This is a genomic window from Methanohalophilus mahii DSM 5219 (assembly GCF_000025865.1).
GTDB lineage: Archaea > Halobacteriota > Methanosarcinia > Methanosarcinales > Methanosarcinaceae > Methanohalophilus > Methanohalophilus mahii.
The window spans coordinates 1,604,497-1,626,378 of the sequence record NC_014002.1; the positions used below are offsets into that span (position 1 = coordinate 1,604,497).

Annotated in this window: 23 protein-coding genes and 3 tRNA genes; 10 read left to right on the forward strand and 16 right to left on the reverse strand. The window is 43.8% G+C overall.

Annotation, left to right across the window (positions count from 1 at the left end):
• Positions 1–8: 8 nt before the first annotated feature.
• The 4 genes from dnaJ to MMAH_RS08060 form a co-directional block, all read right to left on the reverse strand.
• Positions 9–1,205: a molecular chaperone DnaJ gene (dnaJ, locus tag MMAH_RS08045; RefSeq protein ID WP_013038053.1), complete on the reverse strand. Its 1,197-nt coding sequence runs from the start codon at positions 1,203–1,205 to the stop codon at positions 9–11.
• A 70-nt stretch (positions 1,206–1,275) separates the two neighbouring features.
• Positions 1,276–3,147, reverse strand: coding sequence for a molecular chaperone DnaK (gene dnaK, locus MMAH_RS08050; RefSeq protein ID WP_013038054.1), 1,872 nt, complete (start codon positions 3,145–3,147; stop codon positions 1,276–1,278).
• Positions 3,148–3,216: 69 nt separating this feature from the next.
• Entirely contained in the window at positions 3,217–3,759 is a 543-nt protein-coding gene (gene grpE, locus MMAH_RS08055) for a nucleotide exchange factor GrpE (RefSeq protein WP_013038055.1), read from the reverse strand.
• Between the two features lie 110 nt (positions 3,760–3,869).
• On the reverse strand, positions 3,870–4,283 hold the full coding sequence (locus MMAH_RS08060; protein WP_048902177.1) for a hypothetical protein: 414 nt from the start codon (positions 4,281–4,283) through the stop codon (positions 3,870–3,872).
• A 93-nt stretch (positions 4,284–4,376) separates the two neighbouring features.
• Here MMAH_RS08060 and MMAH_RS08065 point away from each other — a divergent pair, with 93 nt between their 5' ends.
• The 6 genes from MMAH_RS08065 to MMAH_RS08090 all read left to right on the forward strand — a co-directional run bounded on the left by MMAH_RS08065 (position 4,377) and on the right by MMAH_RS08090 (position 7,505).
• Positions 4,377–5,300, forward strand: coding sequence for an ATP-grasp domain-containing protein (locus MMAH_RS08065; protein WP_013038057.1), 924 nt, complete (start codon positions 4,377–4,379; stop codon positions 5,298–5,300).
• Positions 5,297–6,259 carry a hydantoinase/oxoprolinase family protein gene (locus MMAH_RS08070; RefSeq protein ID WP_013038058.1) on the forward strand — a complete coding sequence of 321 codons (963 nt, stop codon included), beginning with the start codon at positions 5,297–5,299 and terminating at the stop codon, positions 6,257–6,259. Before MMAH_RS08065 ends, MMAH_RS08070 begins: the two co-directional genes overlap by 4 nt.
• Positions 6,260–6,272: 13 nt before the next feature.
• A complete protein-coding gene (locus tag MMAH_RS08075) occupies positions 6,273–6,902 on the forward strand; it encodes an amino acid kinase family protein (RefSeq protein ID WP_013038059.1) in 630 nt (209 codons plus the stop codon).
• Positions 6,903–6,967: 65 nt separating this feature from the next.
• Positions 6,968–7,132: an HVO_2753 family zinc finger protein gene (locus MMAH_RS08080; protein ID WP_013038060.1), complete on the forward strand. Its 165-nt coding sequence runs from the start codon at positions 6,968–6,970 to the stop codon at positions 7,130–7,132.
• A gap of 9 nt (positions 7,133–7,141) precedes the next feature.
• The gene (locus MMAH_RS08085; protein WP_013038061.1) at positions 7,142–7,411 is read left to right on the forward strand and encodes an elongation factor 1-beta; all 270 of its coding nucleotides are present in this window, start codon (positions 7,142–7,144) and stop codon (positions 7,409–7,411) included.
• Positions 7,412–7,433: 22 nt separating this feature from the next.
• Positions 7,434–7,505 (forward strand) — tRNA-Ala (locus tag MMAH_RS08090).
• Positions 7,506–7,523: 18 nt separating this feature from the next.
• Here MMAH_RS08090 and thiI read toward each other — a convergent pair.
• Complete coding sequence (gene thiI, locus MMAH_RS08095) at positions 7,524–8,699, reverse strand: tRNA uracil 4-sulfurtransferase ThiI (RefSeq protein WP_013038062.1); 1,176 nt, start codon at positions 8,697–8,699, stop codon at positions 7,524–7,526.
• A 360-nt stretch (positions 8,700–9,059) separates the two neighbouring features.
• Here thiI and MMAH_RS10605 point away from each other — a divergent pair, with 360 nt between their 5' ends.
• Positions 9,060–9,197, forward strand: a complete 138-nt coding sequence (locus MMAH_RS10605; RefSeq protein ID WP_013038063.1) for a hypothetical protein — start codon at positions 9,060–9,062, stop codon at positions 9,195–9,197.
• A 9-nt stretch (positions 9,198–9,206) separates the two neighbouring features.
• Positions 9,207–9,338, forward strand: a complete 132-nt coding sequence (locus MMAH_RS10795) for a hypothetical protein (RefSeq protein WP_281033884.1) — start codon at positions 9,207–9,209, stop codon at positions 9,336–9,338.
• Here the strand turns inward: MMAH_RS10795 and MMAH_RS08100 are convergent.
• The gene (locus tag MMAH_RS08100) at positions 9,335–9,784 is read right to left on the reverse strand and encodes a toprim domain-containing protein (RefSeq protein ID WP_157198721.1); all 450 of its coding nucleotides are present in this window, start codon (positions 9,782–9,784) and stop codon (positions 9,335–9,337) included. The two genes, MMAH_RS10795 and MMAH_RS08100, sit on opposite strands and share 4 nt — an antisense overlap.
• A 103-nt stretch (positions 9,785–9,887) precedes the next feature.
• Between MMAH_RS08100 and MMAH_RS08105 the strand changes: the two genes are divergently transcribed.
• Together MMAH_RS08105 and ftsA are read left to right on the forward strand one after the other, a co-directional pair.
• On the forward strand, positions 9,888–10,094 hold the full coding sequence (locus tag MMAH_RS08105) for a hypothetical protein (protein ID WP_048902178.1): 207 nt from the start codon (positions 9,888–9,890) through the stop codon (positions 10,092–10,094).
• Positions 10,091–11,455: a coenzyme F390 synthetase gene (gene ftsA, locus MMAH_RS08110; RefSeq protein ID WP_013038066.1), complete on the forward strand. Its 1,365-nt coding sequence runs from the start codon at positions 10,091–10,093 to the stop codon at positions 11,453–11,455. Before MMAH_RS08105 ends, ftsA begins: the two co-directional genes overlap by 4 nt.
• A gap of 1 nt (position 11,456) precedes the next feature.
• Here the strand turns inward: ftsA and MMAH_RS08115 are convergent, their stop codons facing one another.
• The 10 genes from MMAH_RS08115 to MMAH_RS08160 all read right to left on the reverse strand — a co-directional run bounded on the left by MMAH_RS08115 (position 11,457) and on the right by MMAH_RS08160 (position 21,746).
• On the reverse strand, positions 11,457–11,729 hold the full coding sequence (locus MMAH_RS08115) for an acylphosphatase (RefSeq protein ID WP_245526216.1): 273 nt from the start codon (positions 11,727–11,729) through the stop codon (positions 11,457–11,459).
• Between the two features lie 27 nt (positions 11,730–11,756).
• Positions 11,757–13,652, reverse strand: coding sequence for a threonine--tRNA ligase (locus tag MMAH_RS08120; protein ID WP_013038068.1), 1,896 nt, complete (start codon positions 13,650–13,652; stop codon positions 11,757–11,759).
• A 52-nt stretch (positions 13,653–13,704) separates the two neighbouring features.
• Positions 13,705–14,799, reverse strand: a complete 1,095-nt coding sequence (locus MMAH_RS08125) for an AI-2E family transporter (protein WP_013038069.1) — start codon at positions 14,797–14,799, stop codon at positions 13,705–13,707.
• 79 nt (positions 14,800–14,878) lie between these two features.
• Positions 14,879–16,852: a phosphoadenosine phosphosulfate reductase domain-containing protein gene (locus tag MMAH_RS08130; RefSeq protein ID WP_013038070.1), complete on the reverse strand. Its 1,974-nt coding sequence runs from the start codon at positions 16,850–16,852 to the stop codon at positions 14,879–14,881.
• A gap of 40 nt (positions 16,853–16,892) precedes the next feature.
• On the reverse strand, positions 16,893–18,269 hold the full coding sequence (gene gltA, locus MMAH_RS08135) for an NADPH-dependent glutamate synthase (protein WP_013038071.1): 1,377 nt from the start codon (positions 18,267–18,269) through the stop codon (positions 16,893–16,895).
• On the reverse strand, positions 18,260–19,111 hold the full coding sequence (locus MMAH_RS08140; RefSeq protein ID WP_013038072.1) for a sulfide/dihydroorotate dehydrogenase-like FAD/NAD-binding protein: 852 nt from the start codon (positions 19,109–19,111) through the stop codon (positions 18,260–18,262). The genes gltA and MMAH_RS08140 overlap by 10 nt, the downstream gene beginning before the upstream one ends.
• Positions 19,112–19,236: 125 nt before the next feature.
• Positions 19,237–19,905, reverse strand: a complete 669-nt coding sequence (locus MMAH_RS08145; RefSeq protein ID WP_013038073.1) for a sarcinarray family MAST domain-containing protein — start codon at positions 19,903–19,905, stop codon at positions 19,237–19,239.
• A gap of 186 nt (positions 19,906–20,091) precedes the next feature.
• A tRNA-Asp gene (locus tag MMAH_RS08150) sits at positions 20,092–20,164 on the reverse strand.
• Positions 20,165–20,259: 95 nt separating this feature from the next.
• Positions 20,260–20,371 (reverse strand) — tRNA-Tyr (locus MMAH_RS08155).
• Positions 20,372–20,546: 175 nt separating this feature from the next.
• A complete protein-coding gene (locus tag MMAH_RS08160) occupies positions 20,547–21,746 on the reverse strand; it encodes a methionine adenosyltransferase (RefSeq protein WP_013038074.1) in 1,200 nt (399 codons plus the stop codon).
• Positions 21,747–21,882: the final 136 nt, after the last annotated feature.

Genomic DNA, 21,882 nt, shown 5'->3' on the forward strand with positions numbered 1-21,882 from the left:
AAGGAGAATCAGGCAGGAGAATCACTCGGGGAGTCGTCAGGAGAGATTACAGATTCAAAAGCATTTTTGAATTTATCAAAAACTCCACCTTTACCTGAGCCGGCGGATCCTCCACCCAAACTGTCAAATTCCTTGAGGAGCTTTTTCTGTTCCTCATTGAGCTTTGTAGGGGTCTTTACGATGACCTTTACGAGCTGATCGCCCTGTCCATGCCCATGCAGATGGGGCATCCCCTTGCCTTTCAGACGCAATACTGAGTGTGTCTGTGTCCCGGGTTTAATGTTCATCTTTACATCACCGTAAAGAGTGGGAACCTGTATGCTGTCACCCAGAGCAGCCTGTGCAAATGAGATGGGAATTTCGCATACTATGTCATCACCCATTCTTTCAAAGCGTTCATGGGGTTTTACATGAAGTACAATGTAAAGGTCCCCCGGCGGAGCCCCTGGACTTCCGGCCTCCCCTTCTCCGGACATTTTCAAACGCAGACCGGTTTCCACACCTGTAGGGATGTTTACCTCAATAGTCTTTGTCTTTCTGACTTTACCGCTACCATTACAGGTTTCACAGGGTGATTCGATGATCTGCCCCATACCATGGCATTTGTCACAGGTTGTAGCTGTCACAAAATTACCAAGGGGAGTACGACGGGCATGGGTTACCTGCCCACTACCACCGCAGTTAGAACATTTGACCGGTTCTGTACCGGGTTTGGCCCCTGTCCCACCACAGGTGTCACAAGTATGGGCCCGCGGAACATCGATGTTAACCTTGTCTCCGAATGCAGCCTGTTTGAGAGTAATATCCAGGTCATACCGCAAATCCGCACCTCTCTGTGGCCCCCGGCGTGTGCTGCGTGAACCGCCGAATCCGCCAAAGCCACCGAAACCACCGAATCCGCCGCCAAAGATATGCTCGAGGATATCCTCGAAACCACCGAAATCGGCTGTGCGGAATATATCTTCTTCCGAATACTGGTTATCAATTCCCGCATGTCCGAAGCGATCATATTGTGCTCTCTTTTCCTCATCAGAAAGGACGGCGTAGGCTTCGGATATCTCCTTGAACTTATCTTCAGCATCCGCTTCCTTATTTTTGTCCGGATGGTATTTCATTGCAAGCTTTCGATAAGCTTTCTTTATATCACTGGCTGATGCGTCCTTGGAAATACCCAGTATTTCGTAGTAATCACGCTTTGTAGACATGGAAAAACCTGTAAAGATGTCTTTTGTTTATAAAATATAAAAAGCAGGAAGGAATCCTGCCTGAATACGATTACTTCTTGTCGTTGTCGTCTACTTCTTCAAAGTCAGCATCGACAACATCTTCATCTGATCCACCTTCAGAATCAGATGCAGAAGCACCTTCTCCACCTGCTGCCTGTCCGGAAGCTTCAGCTTCTTCCTGTGCCTTCTGGTAAAGGAGGGCAGATATTTCATACATTGCTTCCTGCAGGGTCTCGGTTTTACTCTTGATTGCTTCAATGTCACTGCCTTCAAGAGCAGTATTGAGATCTGAAATAGCAGATTCTACCTTGGTTTTCTGCTCCTCAGAAGCAATGTCTCCTGCATCCTTGAGAGCCTTCTCGGCAGAACTTACCAGGGTTTCCGCATTATTCCTTGCTTCAACCTCTTCTTTCTTTGCCTTATCCTCTTCAGCATGTGCCTCGGCATCCTTGACCATCTGGTCGATCTCCTCATCGGAAAGACCACCTGGTTTCTCGATGGTTATAGACTGCTCTTTGCCGGTTCCCTTGTCCTTTGCAGAAACATGGAGGATACCATTGGCATCAATATCGAAGGTTACTTCAATCTGTGGCATTCCCCGCGGTGCAGGAGGTATTCCGTCAAGGACAAAACGTCCTAGGGTCTTATTTGCAGAAGCGATGCCTCTTTCACCCTGCAATACGTGAATTTCCACAGAACTCTGGTTATCCGCAGCTGTCGAGAACACCTGACTCTTACGTGTGGGAATTGTGGTATTCCTCTCAATCAATGGTGTTGCGACACCACCCATTGTTTCGATACCAAGTGTAAGAGGAGTGACATCCAGCAGCAATACATCTTCAACTTCTCCTCCCATTACACCGGCCTGAATGGCAGCACCTACAGCAACCGCTTCATCAGGATTGATATTCTTGTACGGATCCTTACCAATGAATTCCTTCACAGTCCTGACAACTGCAGGCATCCTGGTAGAACCACCGATAAGCAGCACCTTTTCGATATCTGAAGTCTTAAGGTTTGCATCCTTTAGCGCCTGTTTCATGGATTGGAGGGTCTTATCGATGAGATCCTCGGTCATCTTTTCAAATTGTGCCCTTGTAATATCGATATCGACATGTTTTGGCTGACCGTTAGAATCGGCTGTAATGAAAGGAAGGTTGATGTTTGTGGTACCAACGCCTGAAAGTTCAATCTTGGCCTTCTCCGCAGCATCCTTGAATCTCTGCATTGCTGCCTTGTCACCGGAAAGATCGATACCTTCTTCCTTTTTGAATTCGCTTATGATGTGATTGACAATCCTGTCATCAAAGTCATCTCCTCCAAGATGGGTATCACCACTTGTGGAAAGTACTTCAAAAACCCCGTCTCCCAACTCAAGGATGGAAACATCAAAAGTACCGCCTCCAAGATCGTAAACAAGGATTTTGTGGTCACCTGTTTCCTTGTCCAGTCCATATGCCAGAGAAGCTGCTGTGGGCTCATTTATAATTCTCTTAACTTCAAGCCCTGCAATCTTACCGGCATCCTTTGTAGCCTGCCTCTGGGAGTCGTTGAAATAAGCAGGGACTGTGATTACAGTATCGGTAATTGTTTCACCGATATAACTTTCTGCATCCTCCTTGAGTTTGCGCAGTATCATTGCAGAAATTTCCTGTGGCGTATACTCCTTATCGTTGAGAGTTACCTGATAGTCCCCTTCGCCAATATGACGTTTGATTGAGCTTACCGTATTATTCGGATTTGCTACCATCTGTCTTTTGGCTACCTGACCCACAAGTTTCTCCCCCTTCTTTGAGAATCCCACTACTGAGGGAGTAGTCCTGCTGCCTTCTGCATTTGGTAATACAGTTGGTTCGCCACCTTCAATCACTGCCATGCAGGAATTTGTAGTTCCCAGATCAATTCCAAGTATTTTACCCATATAGATTACCTCTTTGTAATATTATCAGATTTATAGTTAATATTTCTTATCAATTCGTTTCAATGAACTTCACTTCTCCTCTTTGTCAGAAGAAGTGTTTTTGGAAACCGCCACCATAGCGGGCCGAATTACCCTGGAATTTAACTTGTATCCAGGTTTGCAAACATCAATGATAGTATTGTCAGGATGATCCGCGTGTTCAACGTGCATCATGGCTTCATGTTTGGAAGGGTCAAATTCCTCGCCTTCACATTCAATCCTTTTGAGACCCTCTTTTTCCAGGATCGATACAAATTGCTTGAACACCATTTCTACACCTTCGACCACCGAATTCACATCATCAGTATTGTGAGCTGACTCTATGGCCCTCTCGAAGTTATCATAGACATCAAGCAATTCCACCATTAGGTTTTCCACCGCAAAATTGCGGAATTCTTCCTGCTCCTTGCGGGTACGTTTGCGGAAATTATCAAATTCTGCTCTCTTACGTAAAAGGTCTTCCTTCAGAGATGCAATTTCCGCCTCCTTTTCCTGAACCAGCTGTTCCAGCTCTTCAGGAGAATTTCCCGCGTCTGAGGAGTTATTATCTTCTTGTTTATCTTTACCTACCATCACTGACATCTCCGCCTTTGTATTGAGCGGTCCAACTTATAATAGAAATTGCAAAGAATTGGATTGTATGAGGTTCTATAAATAATTTGCGTATGCCAAGTGGGATCTAATCAGGAATATTGATTCTGAACCCTGTAAGAGAAGAACTTGACAACCAGCATACTAACAATCATACAAATCGCCAGTGCGGAAACTAGCCTATTCCATCCTATGGAAAAAAGACCATCGTTAAAAGCAAAACTCAGTCCACCCAGAAAAGAGATGATTGAAAAGGTACTTACCGAGGAAACAAGAGCTGCACCCACAATTGATCCCACTTCGTCGGCCCCTCTCTTTTCAAAGAAAACAGAACCAAGAATGAATATGATGGCGAATACCAAGAGTATAATAGCATAAGGTACGGGGTTCGAACCGGTGGTTACTATTTGCATTATACCCATGGCCATACCTACCATAAAAATTGCCATTGCAAAAGATATTAACAGTGCCTGAATAAAAGGATTTTCTGACATTTCCAAATCCATCCCTCTCTGCAAAAAAGAGGTCCTGATAGTATATATTTATTGTCTCGTTGATATAAACCCAAAGCATATATTAAATAAAACATTTCTCGAAATATGAACATCTTAATTTGCGAATATGCCACAAGTACGGGAATGGGAGGTACCTTCCTGCTTGAAGGTAAAGCCATGTTAAAAAGCCTTGCAGAAAGCTTTGCCGCAGGCCATCATGAAATCAAATATACGACATCTGCAACCGAAATTCAGATCGGCACACCTGTATATTGTAACCATGAAAACATAAAGACGGTATTACAGGCCGAGGCCAATAAATGTGATTGCGCATTGATAATCGCTCCCGATGACCTGCTTGCAGGGCTTGTGGAAGAAATAGTAGAACATACCTCTAATATGGGATCATCCCCAGAGGTCATCCGCAAGTGTGCGGATAAATTCAAGTGCGGAAAAATTCTTGAAAGCAATGGCATACCTGCACCCCAACTTGTTGAAACGGTGGAAGATATCAAAAAAGATACCAATTATGTTGTCAAACCCCGTTATGGATGTGCTGCGGAAAACACGATCATTACATCTAATCCTTCAATATCCCAGGACATGGTTGTAACCGAATATGTGGAAGGAGAACACCTGAGTGTGAGTCTTGTCTGTGCCGATGTGCCCCTCCCACTGACAATCAATCGCCAGTACATAGAAATTACAGGAAGAGGAGATAAAACTGTCATCGATTACAGGGGAGGGATAACCCCCTATGAAACACCTGACAGGGAACTGATTATCGATACTGCAAAAAGGGCAGCCCAGGCGCTTGGATGCAGGGGGTACACAGGTGTTGATATTGTAATGGGTGACAGCCCCTATGTAATAGACATAAATCCCAGGCCAACCACTTCGCTTGTGGGCATCTGCAAAATAATCAAACCCCAAATAGGAGAATTGTTAATCGATGCCCTGGAAGAGAACCTACCACCAACAGTACATATTACAGGCAATTATGAATTCCGAAAGGAGGACCTTTTATGAAAAAACTCGGGATAGATATCGGAGGGGCAAACACAAAAATTGCCTCCTCAGACGGCTCTGTCTGTGAACTCTACTATGTACCTCTCTGGAAAGGAACAAAACTTCCAACGGTTCTGAAAATTATCTCTGAAAAACACAATCCTTCTCATGTGGGTGTTGTAATGACCGGAGAACTTGCTGATTGTTACGATAACAAAAAAGCAGGGGTTGTCGGCATTATGGATATTGTAAGAGACAGTTTCGACTGTGAGATTGATTTTCTGGACCAGGAAGGCAATTTTGTAAAGCACACACAAAATCCCGCCTCCCTTGCCGCAGCAAACTGGATGGCTTCTGCAAGTCTTGTTGCCAGAAAAATGAAAGATTGTCTTTTTGTGGATATGGGCAGTACTACAAGTGACCTAATCCCTGTCAAAGGCGGGAGGATCGTTGCACACAATACCGATACACAACGTCTTGCAAACAACGAATTATTGTATCAGGGTGTCCTGAGGACAAATATAGCGGCCCTGCTGGACAGTGTGGCGATAAGTGCGGGGAATTGTCGAATCGCCTCTGAACTATTTGCCACAAGCGCGGATGCTTACCTTCTCCTTTCAGATATCGATGAAGATGCATACACATGTGAAACTGCTGACGGGAATGGGAAATCAGAAAAAGAAGCTTCTAGGAGACTTGCAAGGATTGTCTGCGCGGACCTGAATGAAATTGACATGGCTGATGTTAAAAAGATAGCAATGGCTGTTAAGGATAAACAGAAAGAAAGGCTTGCAGAAGCAATCTCAGAACTTTGCCACAAACATGACATAAATACCGTCCTGGCAGCAGGACTTGGGGAATTTTTGATCAAAAATACATGTGAAGAACTGGGTATTGAATGCATTTCACTTGCAGGCCAATGGAGTCAGGATATATCAAAGGTATTCCCTGCCTATGCAGTAGCCAATCTGCTGGAGTGAAACTAAAGAAAACATGAAAGAAAAGGTCGTACTAAAACTGGGCGGAAGCCTGATAAAGCAGGGGCCTGAATTACTGCTGTCACTGAAAAATTGGGTCAAGGATAGAAAAATACAGTTGCTAGTGGTACCCGGCGGAGGACCCTTTGCAAATCAGATAAGGGACATGGAAGAGACGACAGGTTTTGATGATGATACCGCTCACTGGTTGGCAATCCTATCCATGGAACAATACGGCATATATCTCAGGGAAAAGACAAAAATTGAAACAACTGCTACCCTCAGTTCTTTTGAAGGGGTACGAATCCTGCTACCCTACAGGTTTCTTACAGATAACGACGATCTGCCCCATTCATGGGGTGTCACATCCGACACGATCGGTGCTAAATTTGCCCAAATGTCAGGAGCAAACTATATAAAAGTAACAGATGTTGACGGAATCCTGCAAGAGGGAAATTTGTTACGGGAAATTACTGCTTCTGATATCATAAAAATGGGACAGAGTTGTGTGGATACCTGTCTTCCAAACTATCTTATAAAACATGAAATGAATTGCACAATAGTAAACGGCAACTATTTTTCCAGAATAACAGAGACTATTATGGGAAACAGAGACACAGGTACCTACATCAGGGGGAAATTTTAAATTATATACGGATTATGTACTCAATCCGTCATACTTATAGTAAAATCACAATAAGGAGAAATACAATGGAGAAGGTCAATTACTGTACCTCCTGCGGTGTACATCTTTCGGACAAAGGTTTTGCACGTTTTGCATGCCCCGAATGTGACACCGAACTTGGAAGATGCATAAAATGCAGACAGCAGAGTAACAATTACGTCTGTCCTAAATGTGGATTTATGGGTCCATGAGGTGTAAATATGGGAGATGTTGCAGCTACTATTAAAATAATGCCCGATGGCGTAGAAAGAAATCTTGAAGAGATAAAAGAAAAGATTGCAGGTGTTTTACCTGAAGGTTCAGAACTCTTCGGAACTGTCGAAGAACCTATCGCATTTGGCCTCAAGGCCATTAAAGCTACAGTTCTTGTAGGCGATCTGGAAGGCGGTACAGAGCCTGTTGAGGAAGCCATAGCAACTATCGAAGGCGTCGAAAGCGTACAGGTAGAGGAAGTAGGAAGACCTGTCTGAAGGTCTTCAAATTTCTTTTTTTGGGCTTGTAGATCAGGGGAAGATCGTTACGTTCGCAACGTAAAGGCCGCGGGTTCGAATCCCGCCAGGTCCATCCCTTCAAGCCTTATTTTCACTCAAACTCATACAATATATTGGCATTTGCCAGGGAATCGGCAATAAGACCATCAATATCCAGTTTTGCTTCTTCTTCGACTACAGCATCATACATGGCCCTTACCTCCGGACGTTCCGGAACTGCTCCACATTCTGCAGAACTCAGAGTGGAAATTTCAAATGTACCTATCTTCCTGGCCATATCGATAATCTCAGTTTTATCAAAACTTATCAGGGGGTGGTATATAGGAAATCCCAGGCCATAAATTTCAGCATGCAGGTTGTAGGTTGTCTGGGAAGCCACCTGACCCAGGGATGACCCGGTAATAATGCCTGATGCTTTTTCTTTTTCCATAACTTCAAAAGCGATCCTGTACATCGTCCTCTTACACAATATACATGTATTTTTAAGTGAACAGTTGTCCCGAATTGCCTGCAGATTTTTCCCATTGGGAACTTCATACATTTTCATGGGGGTGCCGGCAGACCAATCGTTAAGCACTTTCACACATTTGATGGCTTTCTGCCGTGTTGCCTCATCGGAAAAGGGCTCATTGTTGCAGAATACAGGAATGACCTTTACACCCCTTCTCATCAGCAACCAGGCAGCAACCGGGGAATCGATCCCCCCTGATAGCAGAACTACCATTTTCCCCTGAGTACCTAACGGAAGACCACCCACACCTTTGGAGATACCAGTAAAGACATAAGCGGCGTTTTGCCTCATTTCCACAAAGATCTCTTTATCAGGGTTATCAAGATTCACTGAAGGGTTCCTTCCCAGTGATTCAAGTTTCTCATAAACTGCATCGCCACAAATTCTTCCTAAATCCGCGGAGGTAAAGGAATGATTTCCCGAGCGACGTGGACGGATTGCAAATGATTCGGATTCTGCGATGAAATCACCGGCCATTTCAGCACATTCCTCTGCGGCTGATTTCAAATTTGAATCTACTTTACGGGCAAAAGAGGTAGAGACTACCCCGAAAACATTCGAACACACCTCTGCGGCTACTGGATCATCGGATTCGACAAAAATACGGCCCCTGTCCCTGATAACCCTATTATATGAAACCGCCTCCTGCTCAAGCATTGCTTTAAGGTTATTAACCAGTGTACGTTCGAAAAAATTGCGCACACCCATACTTTTCAGGGACAGTTCACCGTATCTTATGATTACTACATTGCTCATAGGGAAGAAAATTCACATATGTTAATTAAAGCTATTCCATAAAATATAACAATACATATTTAATAGGGAAGATGTAAAAACAGGTTGATGCTCAGAAAGGTTCGCAGACACAGCAACCAATGAATTGGGAATCGCCGGATTTGTAGTAACCATCCTGCTTTTTGGATATTCATTCATGCGAAATGCCTGACAGTTCAAGGATACATGAAAAAAGTATTTGTGGAAAACAAGTTGAATTGTTCCACTACGTTTAAATACAAAAATAATCCTATATGTACAAACGGGATTTACTAAAAAGTGGGGTACAAATAATTTACTTTTAGTATAATCCTTTTTCAAAAATGTATGGGGAGATTAAATATGACAAGACTGAACATATGTCCAAAATGTCATTCTGAAATGGAAGTCAATGAAAATGGAATAGAATACTGCAATGTATGCGATTACTGGACAGTCAAGGGAACAGCACGCCTTGATTCGATAACTATACTTGCCTGAGGAGGTATTATGATGCAAGCAGCCTCCTCTAAGACATGCACCCAATGCAGGGAAAAGTTAAAAATAATGAAGATGAAATCCAATGTCCTTTACTACTGCCGCAAATGTGGCAGGACAACTTCTCGGGAATTACTTCACTAATACTGTTGTAAAACAGTATCTTTCATTTTTTTCATGTGGCTGTCAAGACTTTCAACATCTTTTATATCCTTCTGAACAAGGGACACCAATCTATTTCTGATAGAAGTATCCACAACGACATCCATATATTCCAGATCTGTAGAAATCTTATCCGCAAGCATGTTTCCCCTTCTATCCCAATCAGTCAGAATAATAACACAGCGATCCATTTCCCGCAGTTTTTCGGATAGCTCAAGCAGGGGAATATGAGTTACTTTTTTGATAGGACCATGTATGCCGAGGCTACGCAATGAAGAAACATCCCTTTTTCCTTCAACCAGAATAATGTCACCTTCATCAGAACATTTGATGAGCTCTTTCAGCAATTCATCAAGCAGTTCATATCTTCTCTTAATTTCATACATCGAAGAGGGTGTCAAGGAACTATTGTTCAAAAAAGAAAACATCAATAGCCATATAAATGGAAAATTTATAAAAATAACCCTTCCGTTGAGGGTCGAAAGTAATATATAGAAATCTTTTCAAAATATAATAAGAAGGAGGGGTTTTTTGAGCTGTATATTTTGTGGAAAAGAATGTATGGATTACGACATAGAGGGTGGATCCGAAAAAGACGCCGAACCAGGGAAAATAATAGGGAAAGTCCATATATGTATGGACTGTATCGAAGAATTGCGAGATGTATTGGGAGTCACCCCTCTTGAGAGAGAAGTTTCTTCCATAGAATATGAGATAGTTGAAGAGACTATCCGTTGATAAATAAGGAGGATGATTTTATCCCTTATTTTAACCCTGAAATGGAAAACTTAGGAAGAGAAGAACTGGATAACCTTGTTGATGAAAGGATTAAATATACTGTCAAGTATGCAGCAGAAAATTCGCCATTTTACAGAAAATGGTTCAGGGAAAATAATGTCACACCCGCAGACATCTCCACCCATGAGGATTTGCTGGAGTTACCAATTGTTACAAGTGACACCATAAGAAACAACCAGCCTCCTGAAACACCGGATTTTCGTTTCAAGAGTGTAGACTGGAAAGATGTCTATACCGTGCATGAGACCAGTGGAACCAGCGGGGTACCCAAATCATTTTTCCTTACATGGGCAGACTGGCAGAGGTACGCCCAGAAATATGGCAGAAGTTTTGTATCACAGAATTTTAATGAAGATGACAGGGTAATCATGTGCGCTTCCTATGGCATGAACGTGGGAGCAAACACGATGACCCTTGCAGCCCGGGATATTGGCATGGCAATCATACCCGAAGGAAAATGCACGTTCCCTCCCCGAATACTTGAAAGTTACCAGCCCACCGGTATTGTTGCAAGTGTATTCAAACTGCTACGTCTTGCAAAAAGGCTTAGAAAACAGGGAATAGAACCCCCCGAAACCTCAATTAACAAAATGGTGGTCGGCGGGGAAAGTTTTGCAGAAGAAGCCAGGACATATCTTGAAGAGGTATGGGACTGTCCGGTTTACAATACCTATGGAAGCACCGAAGGTACCATGTGCGGGGAGTGCAGAATGAAAAACGGATTGCATGTACCCGAGGATATTGTGCATCTGGATGTCTATGACCCACACAAAAAGACCTTTGTAAAAGATGGTGAATGCGGCAGGATCGTGCTAACAACATTACTTGCACCAGGGGAAAGGTGTGGAAGCCTGCTGTTAAATTACGATACTGAAGACACGACCGTAGTTGTCTCCAGGGATAAATGTGAATGTGGAAGGACACACATGCGAATATTAAATCCTCAAAGGGAAGCCGAGACATTCTGGGTGGAAGAGACACCTTTCAACCGTGTGGACGTCGAAAAAGGAGTTTTCCAGAGGGATAACATGGAATACCTGACCGGCGAATATGAGGCATTCCTTTACGGAGAAACAGGAAACACCACTTTACGGGTAAGTCTTGAATGTGAGGAACCCGAAATATGTGACCGTGAAAATGTTCAGGAGAACTTCCTGAAAAGTTTCCTGCAATACAAACCTGGCCTGCAGGATGCCTATAATGAGGAGGCCTTTGAGATATTATTCAATTTCCTTCCTGAAGGTGAGATGGATTTCTATAAAGTAAAGGGGCGCCCAAAAAGAGTAGTGGACAGGAGATGAATTATCTCCTGATACTGAAATCTTTAAATTCGCCTGTTGGTGGCTCCCAAACTATTTCGACATCTCTGACCTGGGATGCAGGAGGACCCTCTTTGAGAGCATCCAAAAGGGCATCTATTTTTTTCTTGCTGCCTTCGACAACAGCTTTGACCCTGCCGTCCGAGAGGTTTACCACATAACCGGTAAGCCCGATGTCGGATGCTTTCTGCATGGTAAAGGAGCGAAAGAAAACACCCTGCACAATACCGGATACATGTATTATTGCACGTTCCATATCCATAAATTAATTTTCGAGATGATATTATATGAATCTTGGTCTCATGCTAAGTTTTTGTGCAAGAGGCAGGTGACCCTGAGGCATCCCGGCAGTCTCTTTAAGAATGCGGCTGTTGAGTTCATCCACAGACATCTCAACCTTGGAAGGCTTCTTTGGTTTGGATTCTTCCCTCACAGTAACATTGACTTTACCGCTTTCGGCTTCCCTGTCACCAACAACTACCACATAGGGCACCCATTCCTGCCCTGCATTACGTATCTTTTTGCCTACTGTTTCTTCCCTGTCATCTATATCCACACGACACTGAATACGTGATGCAACCTCTTCGGCAAATTCCATATGTCGCTCTGCAATGGGTATGACCCTGACCTGTGTGGGTGATAACCAGACAGGAAGCATCGGGACTTCTCCCCCTTCGGCCTTCATCGAGGCTTTTTCCAGCAGGGAATAAATACAACGCTCAATTGCTCCGCTGGGCGAACAATGTAATACGACAGGTCTTTTGGCCTCCCCGGCCTGGTCGATGTACTTAATATCGTATCGTTCTGCATTTTCCACATCTATCTGGACTGTGGAAAGCGCACTTGCCTTTTTCAGGGCATCCACAAAATTGAACTCGAACTTGAGCACAAAGTAGAAGAAACGTTTTTCCCACATTTCCACAAGAACAGGTTTATTGACTTTCTTTGCAAGAGCAGTGATGAAGTCCTTGTTCTCCTCATAAAAGTCCCGGGTAAGTCTGATTGCAACTTCATAATCGGAGACATCTATTCCGACATCTTTCAGCACATCTATTGACATCTGGTACTGGCGGCCGAATTGTTCGACAGCCTGGTCCATATCCCCGCACATGGTATGCATATCCGGCATAGTGAAAGCCCGCAGCCTGCGCAGGCCCACCAGTTCTCCCCTCTGTTCCTTACGGAAACTGTAACGTGTAAGTTCCACCATCTTCATCGGGAGGTTGTGGTGGGAGATGGTCATATCATGACTCATCAAAAACTGACCAAAGCATGCAGCAAATCTCAAAAACATGTGGCGTTTATCGGATTCGATGGAATACTGACGTGCAGGGAATCTATCCAGGTACTTCTTGAGAGTTGGATGGTTCATATCGTACATCAAAGGTGTTTCTACTTCCATTGCTCCTTCCCTGGAAGAAGAATCCAGCACATAACGCTCAAGCAGGGATTTTATCAGCCTGCCTTTGGGATAATAACGCATGTTACCGGAATCTGACCCGGGTTCATAATCAGCAATCTCAAGTCTGCGCATCAATTCAACATGAGGGGGCACCTTCTCCACAGCCCTGCTTTTGGAGATTTCATGATCCACAAAGGTACCGAGATTCGCATGATCGTTGAAGTTGAAACCATCAACATCATGCAGCACACCGTCAGGAGTCAGGACCTTCCAGTAAGATCTGGCCGTACTTTCGGCTTTCAGAGCTTCAGATACAACTTCTTCCTCTGTATCTACGCCTTCACCACAAGATTCAGTTTCAGGGTTGATAGTTCGGGAAAGTTCAGATAGGGGATGCCCTTTGCAACTGATTTTGAATGCTTTGTACCACCCAAAAGGAGCACGTTTTACATTAAATGAATCAATAAGACTCTTTTCAATATCCTTCATTACAGAAACCGCAATCTTCGGAGAAGAAAGGTCGGAACTTAAATGGGCATAAGGATACAGCATTACACTGTCTGTATTTACCTGGGATGCAGTCTTTTTGATCTCAGCAACAGCCTTTTCAGCTACATCTTTCGGGTTTGCCTCATCAGTACCTTCCACCGCCATGAAAACGGTCAAAGCTTCATCTAGCCTACCTTTTTTGAAGGAATCCTCTATCTGCTCTGCAACAGGAGTACTTTTTTTCACTTCATATTCAATATAATCGGAATGGATAAGCAATAATTGCATAAACTCACCTCGGGTCTTCTGGATAAATTGGAACAATCCTTATTAACCTTTTTCAAATGGAATCATCTGTAAGGCATGCTTCATCCGAATCCTTGCCGGTATCTTCAGTATCCTGACTGTTCGAATTGTCAATATATACCCGGTAAGCCGCTACCAAAGCCCCCAGGAGTACCGGAGCGGCAAAGAATCCTGCTATTCCCCCTACAAAACCTCCACCCAGAAATACCACGACAAGTACGACCGGATGTATCTGGGATTTCATACTCACAAAATACGGACGCAGGAAAAGTTCAGGCGGGACGTATATTACTATAGATGACACAATGAAAAAGATAATTGCAGCCTCTGCGCCCATTTCTATGTACCTGATAACAGATAGAATCAGAAGCACCATATAACCTGCAAAAAAGGGAATCACAGAAGCAATAAATATCAGGGTCGCAAGTGCCAGTATATGAGATAAACCAAAGGCATAAAACACAACTACTGAAATCGTACTTACAGTCAGAGCAGCATAGGCATTACCTATAAATATTCCACTCAGTATCCGATCCAGCTCCCTAAGGTAGCGGCCTGTATTTAATTGGGTTCCCTTTGGGGCAATACACACTGCTGATGCATACAGTTTCTCACCTTCAAGCAACAGGAAATAGCAAACAAAGATTGCCACAACCAGATTGATCATAAACATACCCAGACTTTTGGCATATGAAACAAAACCCAGACTACCTGCAAAAGAAAGAATCGAAAGCGATGAATCCCAAACAAGCTGGTTGACACGTTCAAAATATGTACCAGGCAATATTGCCCTTATAAAATCAAATATGATCTCAAGGACCTGTGACTGGTTTTCGATTACCCAGATAAGCTGTCTGAATATCTCTACAAAACCGGTGCCTATGATGATAACAAGAGGAGTTACGATAAACATTGTCGCAATGAATGCCCCGTAATGGTTTTTCTTGTTTATCTTGTCATATATAGGCCTGCATATATAGGCAAAAACCAGACCCAACACGATACCGTCTGCAAGAGGCAAAAGGATTTTCACAAGAGCCAGGAAAAGAATGAAAAAAGCAAGTAAAGCAAGTATTTTCCACCTGTTTTCGATAATTACGGATACACCGTCTATATCTTTTAACTCCATGAAACTCCCTTACATTACTGATAATATTCTCTGAATAAACTACCTTACATTACTATTTCATTATATTAAAAGCAGCGCATCAAATGTCAGGAATGATACGATTAGCATACCGGATTACCACACAGGACTCGTTGCATTTTCCACATCCTGTACATGAATCATGAATTTTTATTTTGCCGTTTTTCAATTCGATGGAACCTTTATCACATGCGTTGAGACATACCCCACAGCCACTGCAACGGGCAATACGTAGCAACTGCAGGCATGCATTCCTGTACATCCTGTCTGCAAGTTTCCTGTCAGCAGCTGTAACTTTCAAGTTACCCGATGCAAAGAATTTAACCGTATATGAGCGGCCCTTTGCGAGGACAACACCTATCTCAGGGGAATATACGACATTACCCAGCATTCTCATTACATCCGCTGCTTCTGACAGCGACACCCCGCGTATCCCGGCCTCTACAGAAAAATCACCCCCGCTACAGACAGAATGCCCGGAAACTGCACTTATGCTGAAATCTTCTGTTTCAAGGGGTGTGATAGATATTCCCAGCTGTTTTGCCAGGGCAAGCATTTTAGGAGGGTGCTGCTGCCAGCGCCAGAAACCATATTCGGCATATTCAGGGGGCAGGCCCTTTGAAGCCGTCCATTTTTGCAGGTATGCCATCCATCTTTCATACAGGTCGGGGAACAATTGCCTGACCCTCTCGAATTCACATTCAAGGGTAGAAGGGCAAAGATAGCAGCCCACCCTTTCAAAGCCCATGTCATAGAGGGGGTTATAAGCAAGGTTTTTCCAGTAGATATACAACCAGACTTCAATAGCCCTCCACTGCCTGATTGGAAAAACATTCAGCTGGCCCGGCACAAAGGGATTGGCCTCTGTTGGTGCGGTCTCCTGCCTGGAAAAGGACTCATATTTGCGTTTCCCGTCAACTGCAAGACAGGGATTCTCTGCACTGCAGGACTCAAAAGCCGAATTCGCAGGGGCCAGTTTACAGACTTTACAACACCAGCGGAAATCCTTGCCCGGGGGACCGAAACTTTCCACATTATCCCAGAAATCATTCTCTGCCCTTTTTTCAATAAGTTCTATACTATTGTCATTGCAAAAATCATGTGCAAATTGCACGGTCTCAGGAAATTCTATACCCGTATTGAGAAAAATTGCCCTGAGACGGCTGACATCCAGTGCCCTTCTGGCAAGGTCCAGCACAACCAGACTATCCTTGCCGCCACTGAATGATACGTTGACCGGGAAGGAAGAATAGGCGGGGTCATTGCCAATTCCTTTTATCATGTTTATAGCATTGGATTCTATTTTTTTGAGAGAAGTGTGGTTGGCCCTGATGACAGAATCCATGGAAGGCGCTGGATGATTCAGGTTTGCAGAATTTTTTTTGATTTTCTTGACCCGGAGCAAAGGTTTGCCCGGCCTGAAATTAGCTGAATCCTCAAGAGAGGTCCCAATACCCACCATTTTTCCACATCGCAGCAATACCGGGTCACCTTTTTCAATATCCGCTGAAAAATGATCGATTCCCTCCATGGAAATTTTTTTACCATTAAGATGGCGCCCGGTATAATGAAGATGTGCCGTTTTTGAATGCGTATGGTTTACAAGGACGCCGGCACCCATGTACGTGGGTTCAAACCTGAATTGTTTTTGCAGTATATCAAAATACATATGACCGATAAGTATGCCATCAACCAGCACCTCATCATTGCGGTCATCCCCGGCAACCTTGTTCAACAGTATGATCCTATCAACAAAAGGATTACAACCATACAGTTGCCTTAGCAGGCCATCAAGTAAGTCCCTTTCATAAGCAGAAGCAAATCTCACATCTGAAGGAGAAGTAAGGGATAATTTCGTACCTTCACTGCCACAAGTGTCACAGACAGGACCTATTAAAGGCACATTGCAGGAGCTACACCAGAAAATATGGTCGGTTAGCACCTGCTTATTAGACCGATTTCGGGTCTTTCTGGTTTTTGGACGACTCTTTTTGCTTGCGGAAGCAAAGGTAAATGTGGAGCGTTTTTTTTGCATTTTATAGTTTTTATATGTGCTTTTTTCAATTAACCTTTCGTCAGGATTGATTAACCAGATACCGGTTAATAGTTGCAGCTGCCTGCTTGCCAGCACCCATTGCACTGATTACAGTTGCAGCACCGGTAACCACATCACCACCTGCACATAATCCTTCCAATGATGACATAGTATCCTCATCGACAACTATTGTGCCCTTTGAAGTAGTTTCAAGCTCTTCAGAACCTGTAAAGATAACCGGGTTTGGAGAGGTGCCTATAGCAACTATTACTATATCAGCATCGATCACATGCTCAGAACCTTCAATTGGGATGGGACGCCTCCTGCCGGAATCGTCAGGTTCACCGAGTTCCATATTTACGCATTCTACACCTGTAACGGTCTTATTCTCACCTTCGAGGATACGGACCGGGTTGGTGAGCAGTTTGAAAATAACACCTTCTTCCTTTGCATGTTCAACTTCTTCGACTCGCGCAGACATTTCCGCCTCGCTGCGCCGGTATACAACTGTTACTGCATCCGCACCCAGGCGAAGGGCACTGCGGGCAGCATCCATTGCAACGTTGCCGGCTCCTACTACAACAATCTTATTTCCGCATTTGATGGGTGTGTCATATTCAGGGAAACGGTAGGCTTTCATCAGATTGACCCTTGTGAGGAACTCATTTGCAGAGTAGACACCGTTGAGGTTCTCCCCTTCAATACCCATGAACCTGGGAAGACCCGCACCTGTACCTATAAAGACTGCATCGAATTTATCACGGAGTTCATCAAGGGTTTTTATCCTTCCTATGACATAATCCAATTTTATGTCAACCCCAAGATTACGGATGTAATCTATTTCCTGCCTGACAATGTCCTTGGGTAGCCTGAATCCGGGTATACCGTAGGTTAAGACTCCGCCTGGTTCGTGGAGGGCTTCATAAATAGTTACACCATGCCCCGCTTTTGCAAGCTCTGCTGCTGCGGTAAGTCCCGCAGGACCTGCACCAATGACAGCAACGTTTTTTCCGCTGGATTTTGATTTTTCAGGGAATTTCACTCCTGCACCCCTTTCATAATCCGCACAGAAACGCTCAAGCCTGCCGATGGCAATAGGATCACCCTTTTTCCCAAGTACACAGAACTTCTCACACTGCTCTTCCTGAGGACAAACACGTCCACAGATTGCCGGGAGGGCATTGGAGTCCTTGAGTATACCTATTGCCCTTTCAAAGTCTTTATTCTTGATCTGTGATACAAAACCGGGGATATCAATATTAACAGGACATCCTGCCACACATTGAGGATTGTTGCACTCAAGACAGCGTGTCGCCTCAGTTACAGCCTGCTGTTCTGTGTACCCCAATGCAACTTCACCGAAGTTTCCAATTCTTTCCTTTGGTTTTTGCTCAGGCATTTCCTGTTTCAGTGACACCTACAATCACCCCCGCATTTTGTGTTGTAATTTTCAAGAGCTTGCTTTTCCTGCGGCCTGTAAAGGGAAAGCCTGCTCATCAGGAGGTCGAAGTCCACACCTGCTGCATTGAATTCCGGGCCATCCACACATGCAAATTTGGTTTCTCCGCCAACAGACACACGGCAACCACCACACATCCCGGTACCATCGATCATAATTGGATTGAGGCTTACAAGGGTTTCCACGCCATAGGAGGCAGTTACACCCGCCCCTACTTTCATCATTATAGGCGGACCTATTATAACAATACGGTCAACCTGCTGGTCACTATCAAGAATATCCTTGACAATATCGGTTACAAAACCGTGATGTCCTTTGCTCCCATCATCAGTAGCCACATAGAGTTCATCGCTTACCTCTGCCATTTCATCTTCAAGAATAAGCATTGCTTCATTGCGGGCGCCAATTATCGATATTACATGGTTACCTGCTTCACGATATGCACGTGCCTGTGGGAAAACAGGAGCCACACCGACACCACCCCCAACCATTAATACTGTGCCGATTTTGCGGATATCCGAGGGAGTGCCCAGAGGACCGACAAAATCCTGCAAAATTTCCCCCGTCTTGAGGGTTGTTAATTGCCTGGTAGTCTTGCCCATTACCTGATAGATTACAGTTATAGAACCCTCATCAACATCAAAGTCGGCTATTGTAAGAGGAATGCGTTCCCCGCTTTCATCAATACGTAATATTACAAATTGTCCCGCTTTCGCTGCTTTTGCTATATCCGGAGCTTCGACCTTCATGAGGTGCACATCCGGAACTAGATTGCGTGTTTCAAGTATATTATAAGACATATGATCACATCAACGATTATTGGATAAGAGGGAGAGATATACGTATAAAAGTCTATCCGATGGTTTCAATTTACTCATAATACTTGTAGCTTTTCAATTGTTCTGGAAACCATAAAATCACAATATTATTCATTTTTGCGATAAAGCAACAGTAAACCCACTATTGCAAAAACAAAAAGAGGACTAACCAAACCAACAAATGTAAACCCCGAAGATGATTCAGATCGTGGAATGTAGGAATTTAAAGAGAGAGGATAATTATCATCCCATATCTCATCTTCAACACATTCATCCGTGATATAGGGAGTGACAACAATAGAAGAATGCTCAATAGTTAACTCAGGAGAGTTTACCTGATTAATTGAATAGCGGAATTCAACCGGAACCGGAGCAGATGTCGTATTTTCTGCCTCCCTGATTATCCACCTATAAGTAAATGTTTCATTTGGGGCAAACTCACGCGAATGAGTTGAATTGAATCCACATGGGCCTGTCTGTATTTCCAGAGAAGCGCCAGAATCCAGAATATGCTGATTGAGATTGACATCGACAACACTTGCCTGCTGTACAGTCATCTCAACTGCCAGTGAGAATGACTCATTTGCATGCAGAACAGGAGAAGGAGTAAAATATTCTGGGTATAATTCACCATTACAATAGACCTCAGTAACTGCATAGGAATCATTAGCAAGCACGCCTGTAGAAAAAGATGCTGTGAAGATGAAAAAGACACAGAACAATCTGAATACGTATCGATCTGTGTTTCTGTTCCATGGCAATATTTTATCCGACATCCTGAAACAACTAAGGATGAGAACTACATAAAAATTATCCTATTTGAAATAATTAATTGTATATACACATGAGCAGGCGTGCTATTAAAACAGTAATGATACTACCCAGTGACAAAATTATAGAAAACAAAATTAGATGTGAGTTTTGGCCCCGGAAAAACCGGGGCCTTTCGGAAAAGTTTTGTACGCCCGAACCGGGATTCGAACCCGGGTCGGGGCCTCGACAGGGCCCCATGATAGGCCTCTACACTATTCGGACAATGTCCGGGCACACTTTTCCGCTCACAAGAGCAGCACCCTAATACATTTAATTGTATATAAGGGTTTTGTTTACGCCTCTTCTAAAGAGGTGTTTGGTCCCGCCTCCCAGACTCGAACCGGGGGCATCGCGGTAACCGCGCGGTATGTGGATAATCCACACAAACCATACTACAGCCGCGCACTCTACCAACTGAGTTAAGGCGGGACATTACTCAGCGAGATATTCTCATCCTCACAATCTTATATAGACTTTTCGCCGAATTCCCATTTCAGAAGTATATAAATCCAAAATACACAGGAAATTACACCAGCGCTTAAAAGCAAAAATGAAAAACAGAATTCAAATACCACTGAAAAGAATAAAAAGAGGGTATCTGCCCTCAGAAAGTGTCAATTGCCCCATTCATAACAAGATCGGTAATCTTGCTTATATTACCAAGCCACTCGTCGGCAACCGCCTCGGCATCATCCTGAAGCGTAGCAAAATTTGCCCCTTCTTCGGGAATTACCTGGATACTGGCAACCATTGGCTGATCAATAGGCTTACCTATCTGTGATAGCAGACGCACATATACTTCATCTACTTGAGGTACGGCTTCCACAATATCCCAGGCCATCTGAGTAGAAAGCAAATTGTAGATCTTACCTACATGGTTGATAGGATTCTTACCACTTGTTGCCTCCATACTCATGGGCCTGTTCGGAGTTATCAAACCATTACACCGGTTACCCCGACCAACAGAACCATCATCCCCCATTTCCGCAGAGGTACCTGTTACCGTCAGGAAGATACAGCCACAACCACCCCCGGTTTTATCGGCAGCATTGATATAGGCGTTAACGTCCCTGTCGGTGTATTTGCCAGCAAGATCCAGGATATAGTCCTTCATCTGTTCCTTGAAACTAACATAGGCATCCATATCATCAACATATTTGTCAACCATTCCACAGCAAACAGTCAGGGAAATATCATCGTTCTCACGCAATCCCATGACCTTGATGTCTTCACCTATTGCAGGTAATTTTCCTTTCATATCACCTATAAGCTGCTTCTCGGTGTCATACACTATACGCTCAAGTTCGGAAAAAGATGCATGCCCGACACCAAAAGATGTGTCATTGGCAGTAGGAACTTTTTCCCGGCCAAAAACATCTCTCAAATCAGAAGAACCCGTACCGAGTTTGCAGTCAAGGATAATATCCCTTTCAAGATCAAGATTTACAATATTATTCCTCAGGTAATCACGTGCTGCCGAGAGAGCCACTGTCTCAGCCGGGATTTCCACACCGTTAAATTCCTTTGTAGCCCGCCCCACAAGAAGAGTATAGATTGGCTTGATGACCTCCCCACCTCCAAAAGCAGGGGAAGAACGACCTGCAACAATCTGGGTTTCATCCGTATTATGATGAAGTACAGCACCGCATTTTTCAATATATTCCGCACAAAGGGCGCGGCTTACGGCCTCTGCAATTCCATCAGATATACTATCTGGATGTCCCAGCCCCTTACGTTCAACAAGCTCTATCTCCTGATTTTCCACAGGTGTCTGGACAAGTTGTTCAACTTTTATGTTCCGCATAAACAAACCTCATGAAAACACTGAAATATGAATTAAATGAGCCCCAATTATCAAATCTGTGATGAAAGGAAAAACCCATTCTATATAAATTGGATACTATAGGTAAATGAATTAATTACTAAAGGTAATAGATACC

Coding starts and splice junctions, on each gene's coding strand:
- grpE (WP_013038055.1), bottom strand. CDS start 3,759: ATGGTAGGTAAAGATAAACAAGAAGATAATAACTCCTCAGACGCGGGA.
- MMAH_RS10605 (WP_013038063.1), top strand. CDS start 9,060: ATGACAAGACTGAACATATGTCCAAAATGTCATTCTGAAATGGAAGTC.
- thiI (WP_013038062.1), bottom strand. CDS start 8,699: ATGAGCAATGTAGTAATCATAAGATACGGTGAACTGTCCCTGAAAAGT.
- dnaK (WP_013038054.1), bottom strand. CDS start 3,147: ATGGGTAAAATACTTGGAATTGATCTGGGAACTACAAATTCCTGCATG.
- MMAH_RS08145 (WP_013038073.1), bottom strand. CDS start 19,905: ATGTCGGATAAAATATTGCCATGGAACAGAAACACAGATCGATACGTA.
- MMAH_RS10795 (WP_281033884.1), top strand. CDS start 9,207: ATGATGCAAGCAGCCTCCTCTAAGACATGCACCCAATGCAGGGAAAAG.
- MMAH_RS08100 (WP_157198721.1), bottom strand. CDS start 9,784: ATGTTTTCTTTTTTGAACAATAGTTCCTTGACACCCTCTTCGATGTAT.
- MMAH_RS08070 (WP_013038058.1), top strand. CDS start 5,297: ATGAAAAAACTCGGGATAGATATCGGAGGGGCAAACACAAAAATTGCC.
- MMAH_RS08130 (WP_013038070.1), bottom strand. CDS start 16,852: ATGCAAAAAAAACGCTCCACATTTACCTTTGCTTCCGCAAGCAAAAAG.
- MMAH_RS08160 (WP_013038074.1), bottom strand. CDS start 21,746: ATGCGGAACATAAAAGTTGAACAACTTGTCCAGACACCTGTGGAAAAT.
- MMAH_RS08065 (WP_013038057.1), top strand. CDS start 4,377: ATGAACATCTTAATTTGCGAATATGCCACAAGTACGGGAATGGGAGGT.
- MMAH_RS08140 (WP_013038072.1), bottom strand. CDS start 19,111: ATGTCTTATAATATACTTGAAACACGCAATCTAGTTCCGGATGTGCAC.
- MMAH_RS08060 (WP_048902177.1), bottom strand. CDS start 4,283: ATGGATTTGGAAATGTCAGAAAATCCTTTTATTCAGGCACTGTTAATA.
- MMAH_RS08115 (WP_245526216.1), bottom strand. CDS start 11,729: ATGGAACGTGCAATAATACATGTATCCGGTATTGTGCAGGGTGTTTTC.
- MMAH_RS08080 (WP_013038060.1), top strand. CDS start 6,968: ATGGAGAAGGTCAATTACTGTACCTCCTGCGGTGTACATCTTTCGGAC.
- MMAH_RS08075 (WP_013038059.1), top strand. CDS start 6,273: ATGAAAGAAAAGGTCGTACTAAAACTGGGCGGAAGCCTGATAAAGCAG.
- MMAH_RS08125 (WP_013038069.1), bottom strand. CDS start 14,799: ATGGAGTTAAAAGATATAGACGGTGTATCCGTAATTATCGAAAACAGG.
- MMAH_RS08085 (WP_013038061.1), top strand. CDS start 7,142: ATGGGAGATGTTGCAGCTACTATTAAAATAATGCCCGATGGCGTAGAA.
- MMAH_RS08120 (WP_013038068.1), bottom strand. CDS start 13,652: ATGCAATTATTGCTTATCCATTCCGATTATATTGAATATGAAGTGAAA.
- dnaJ (WP_013038053.1), bottom strand. CDS start 1,205: ATGTCTACAAAGCGTGATTACTACGAAATACTGGGTATTTCCAAGGAC.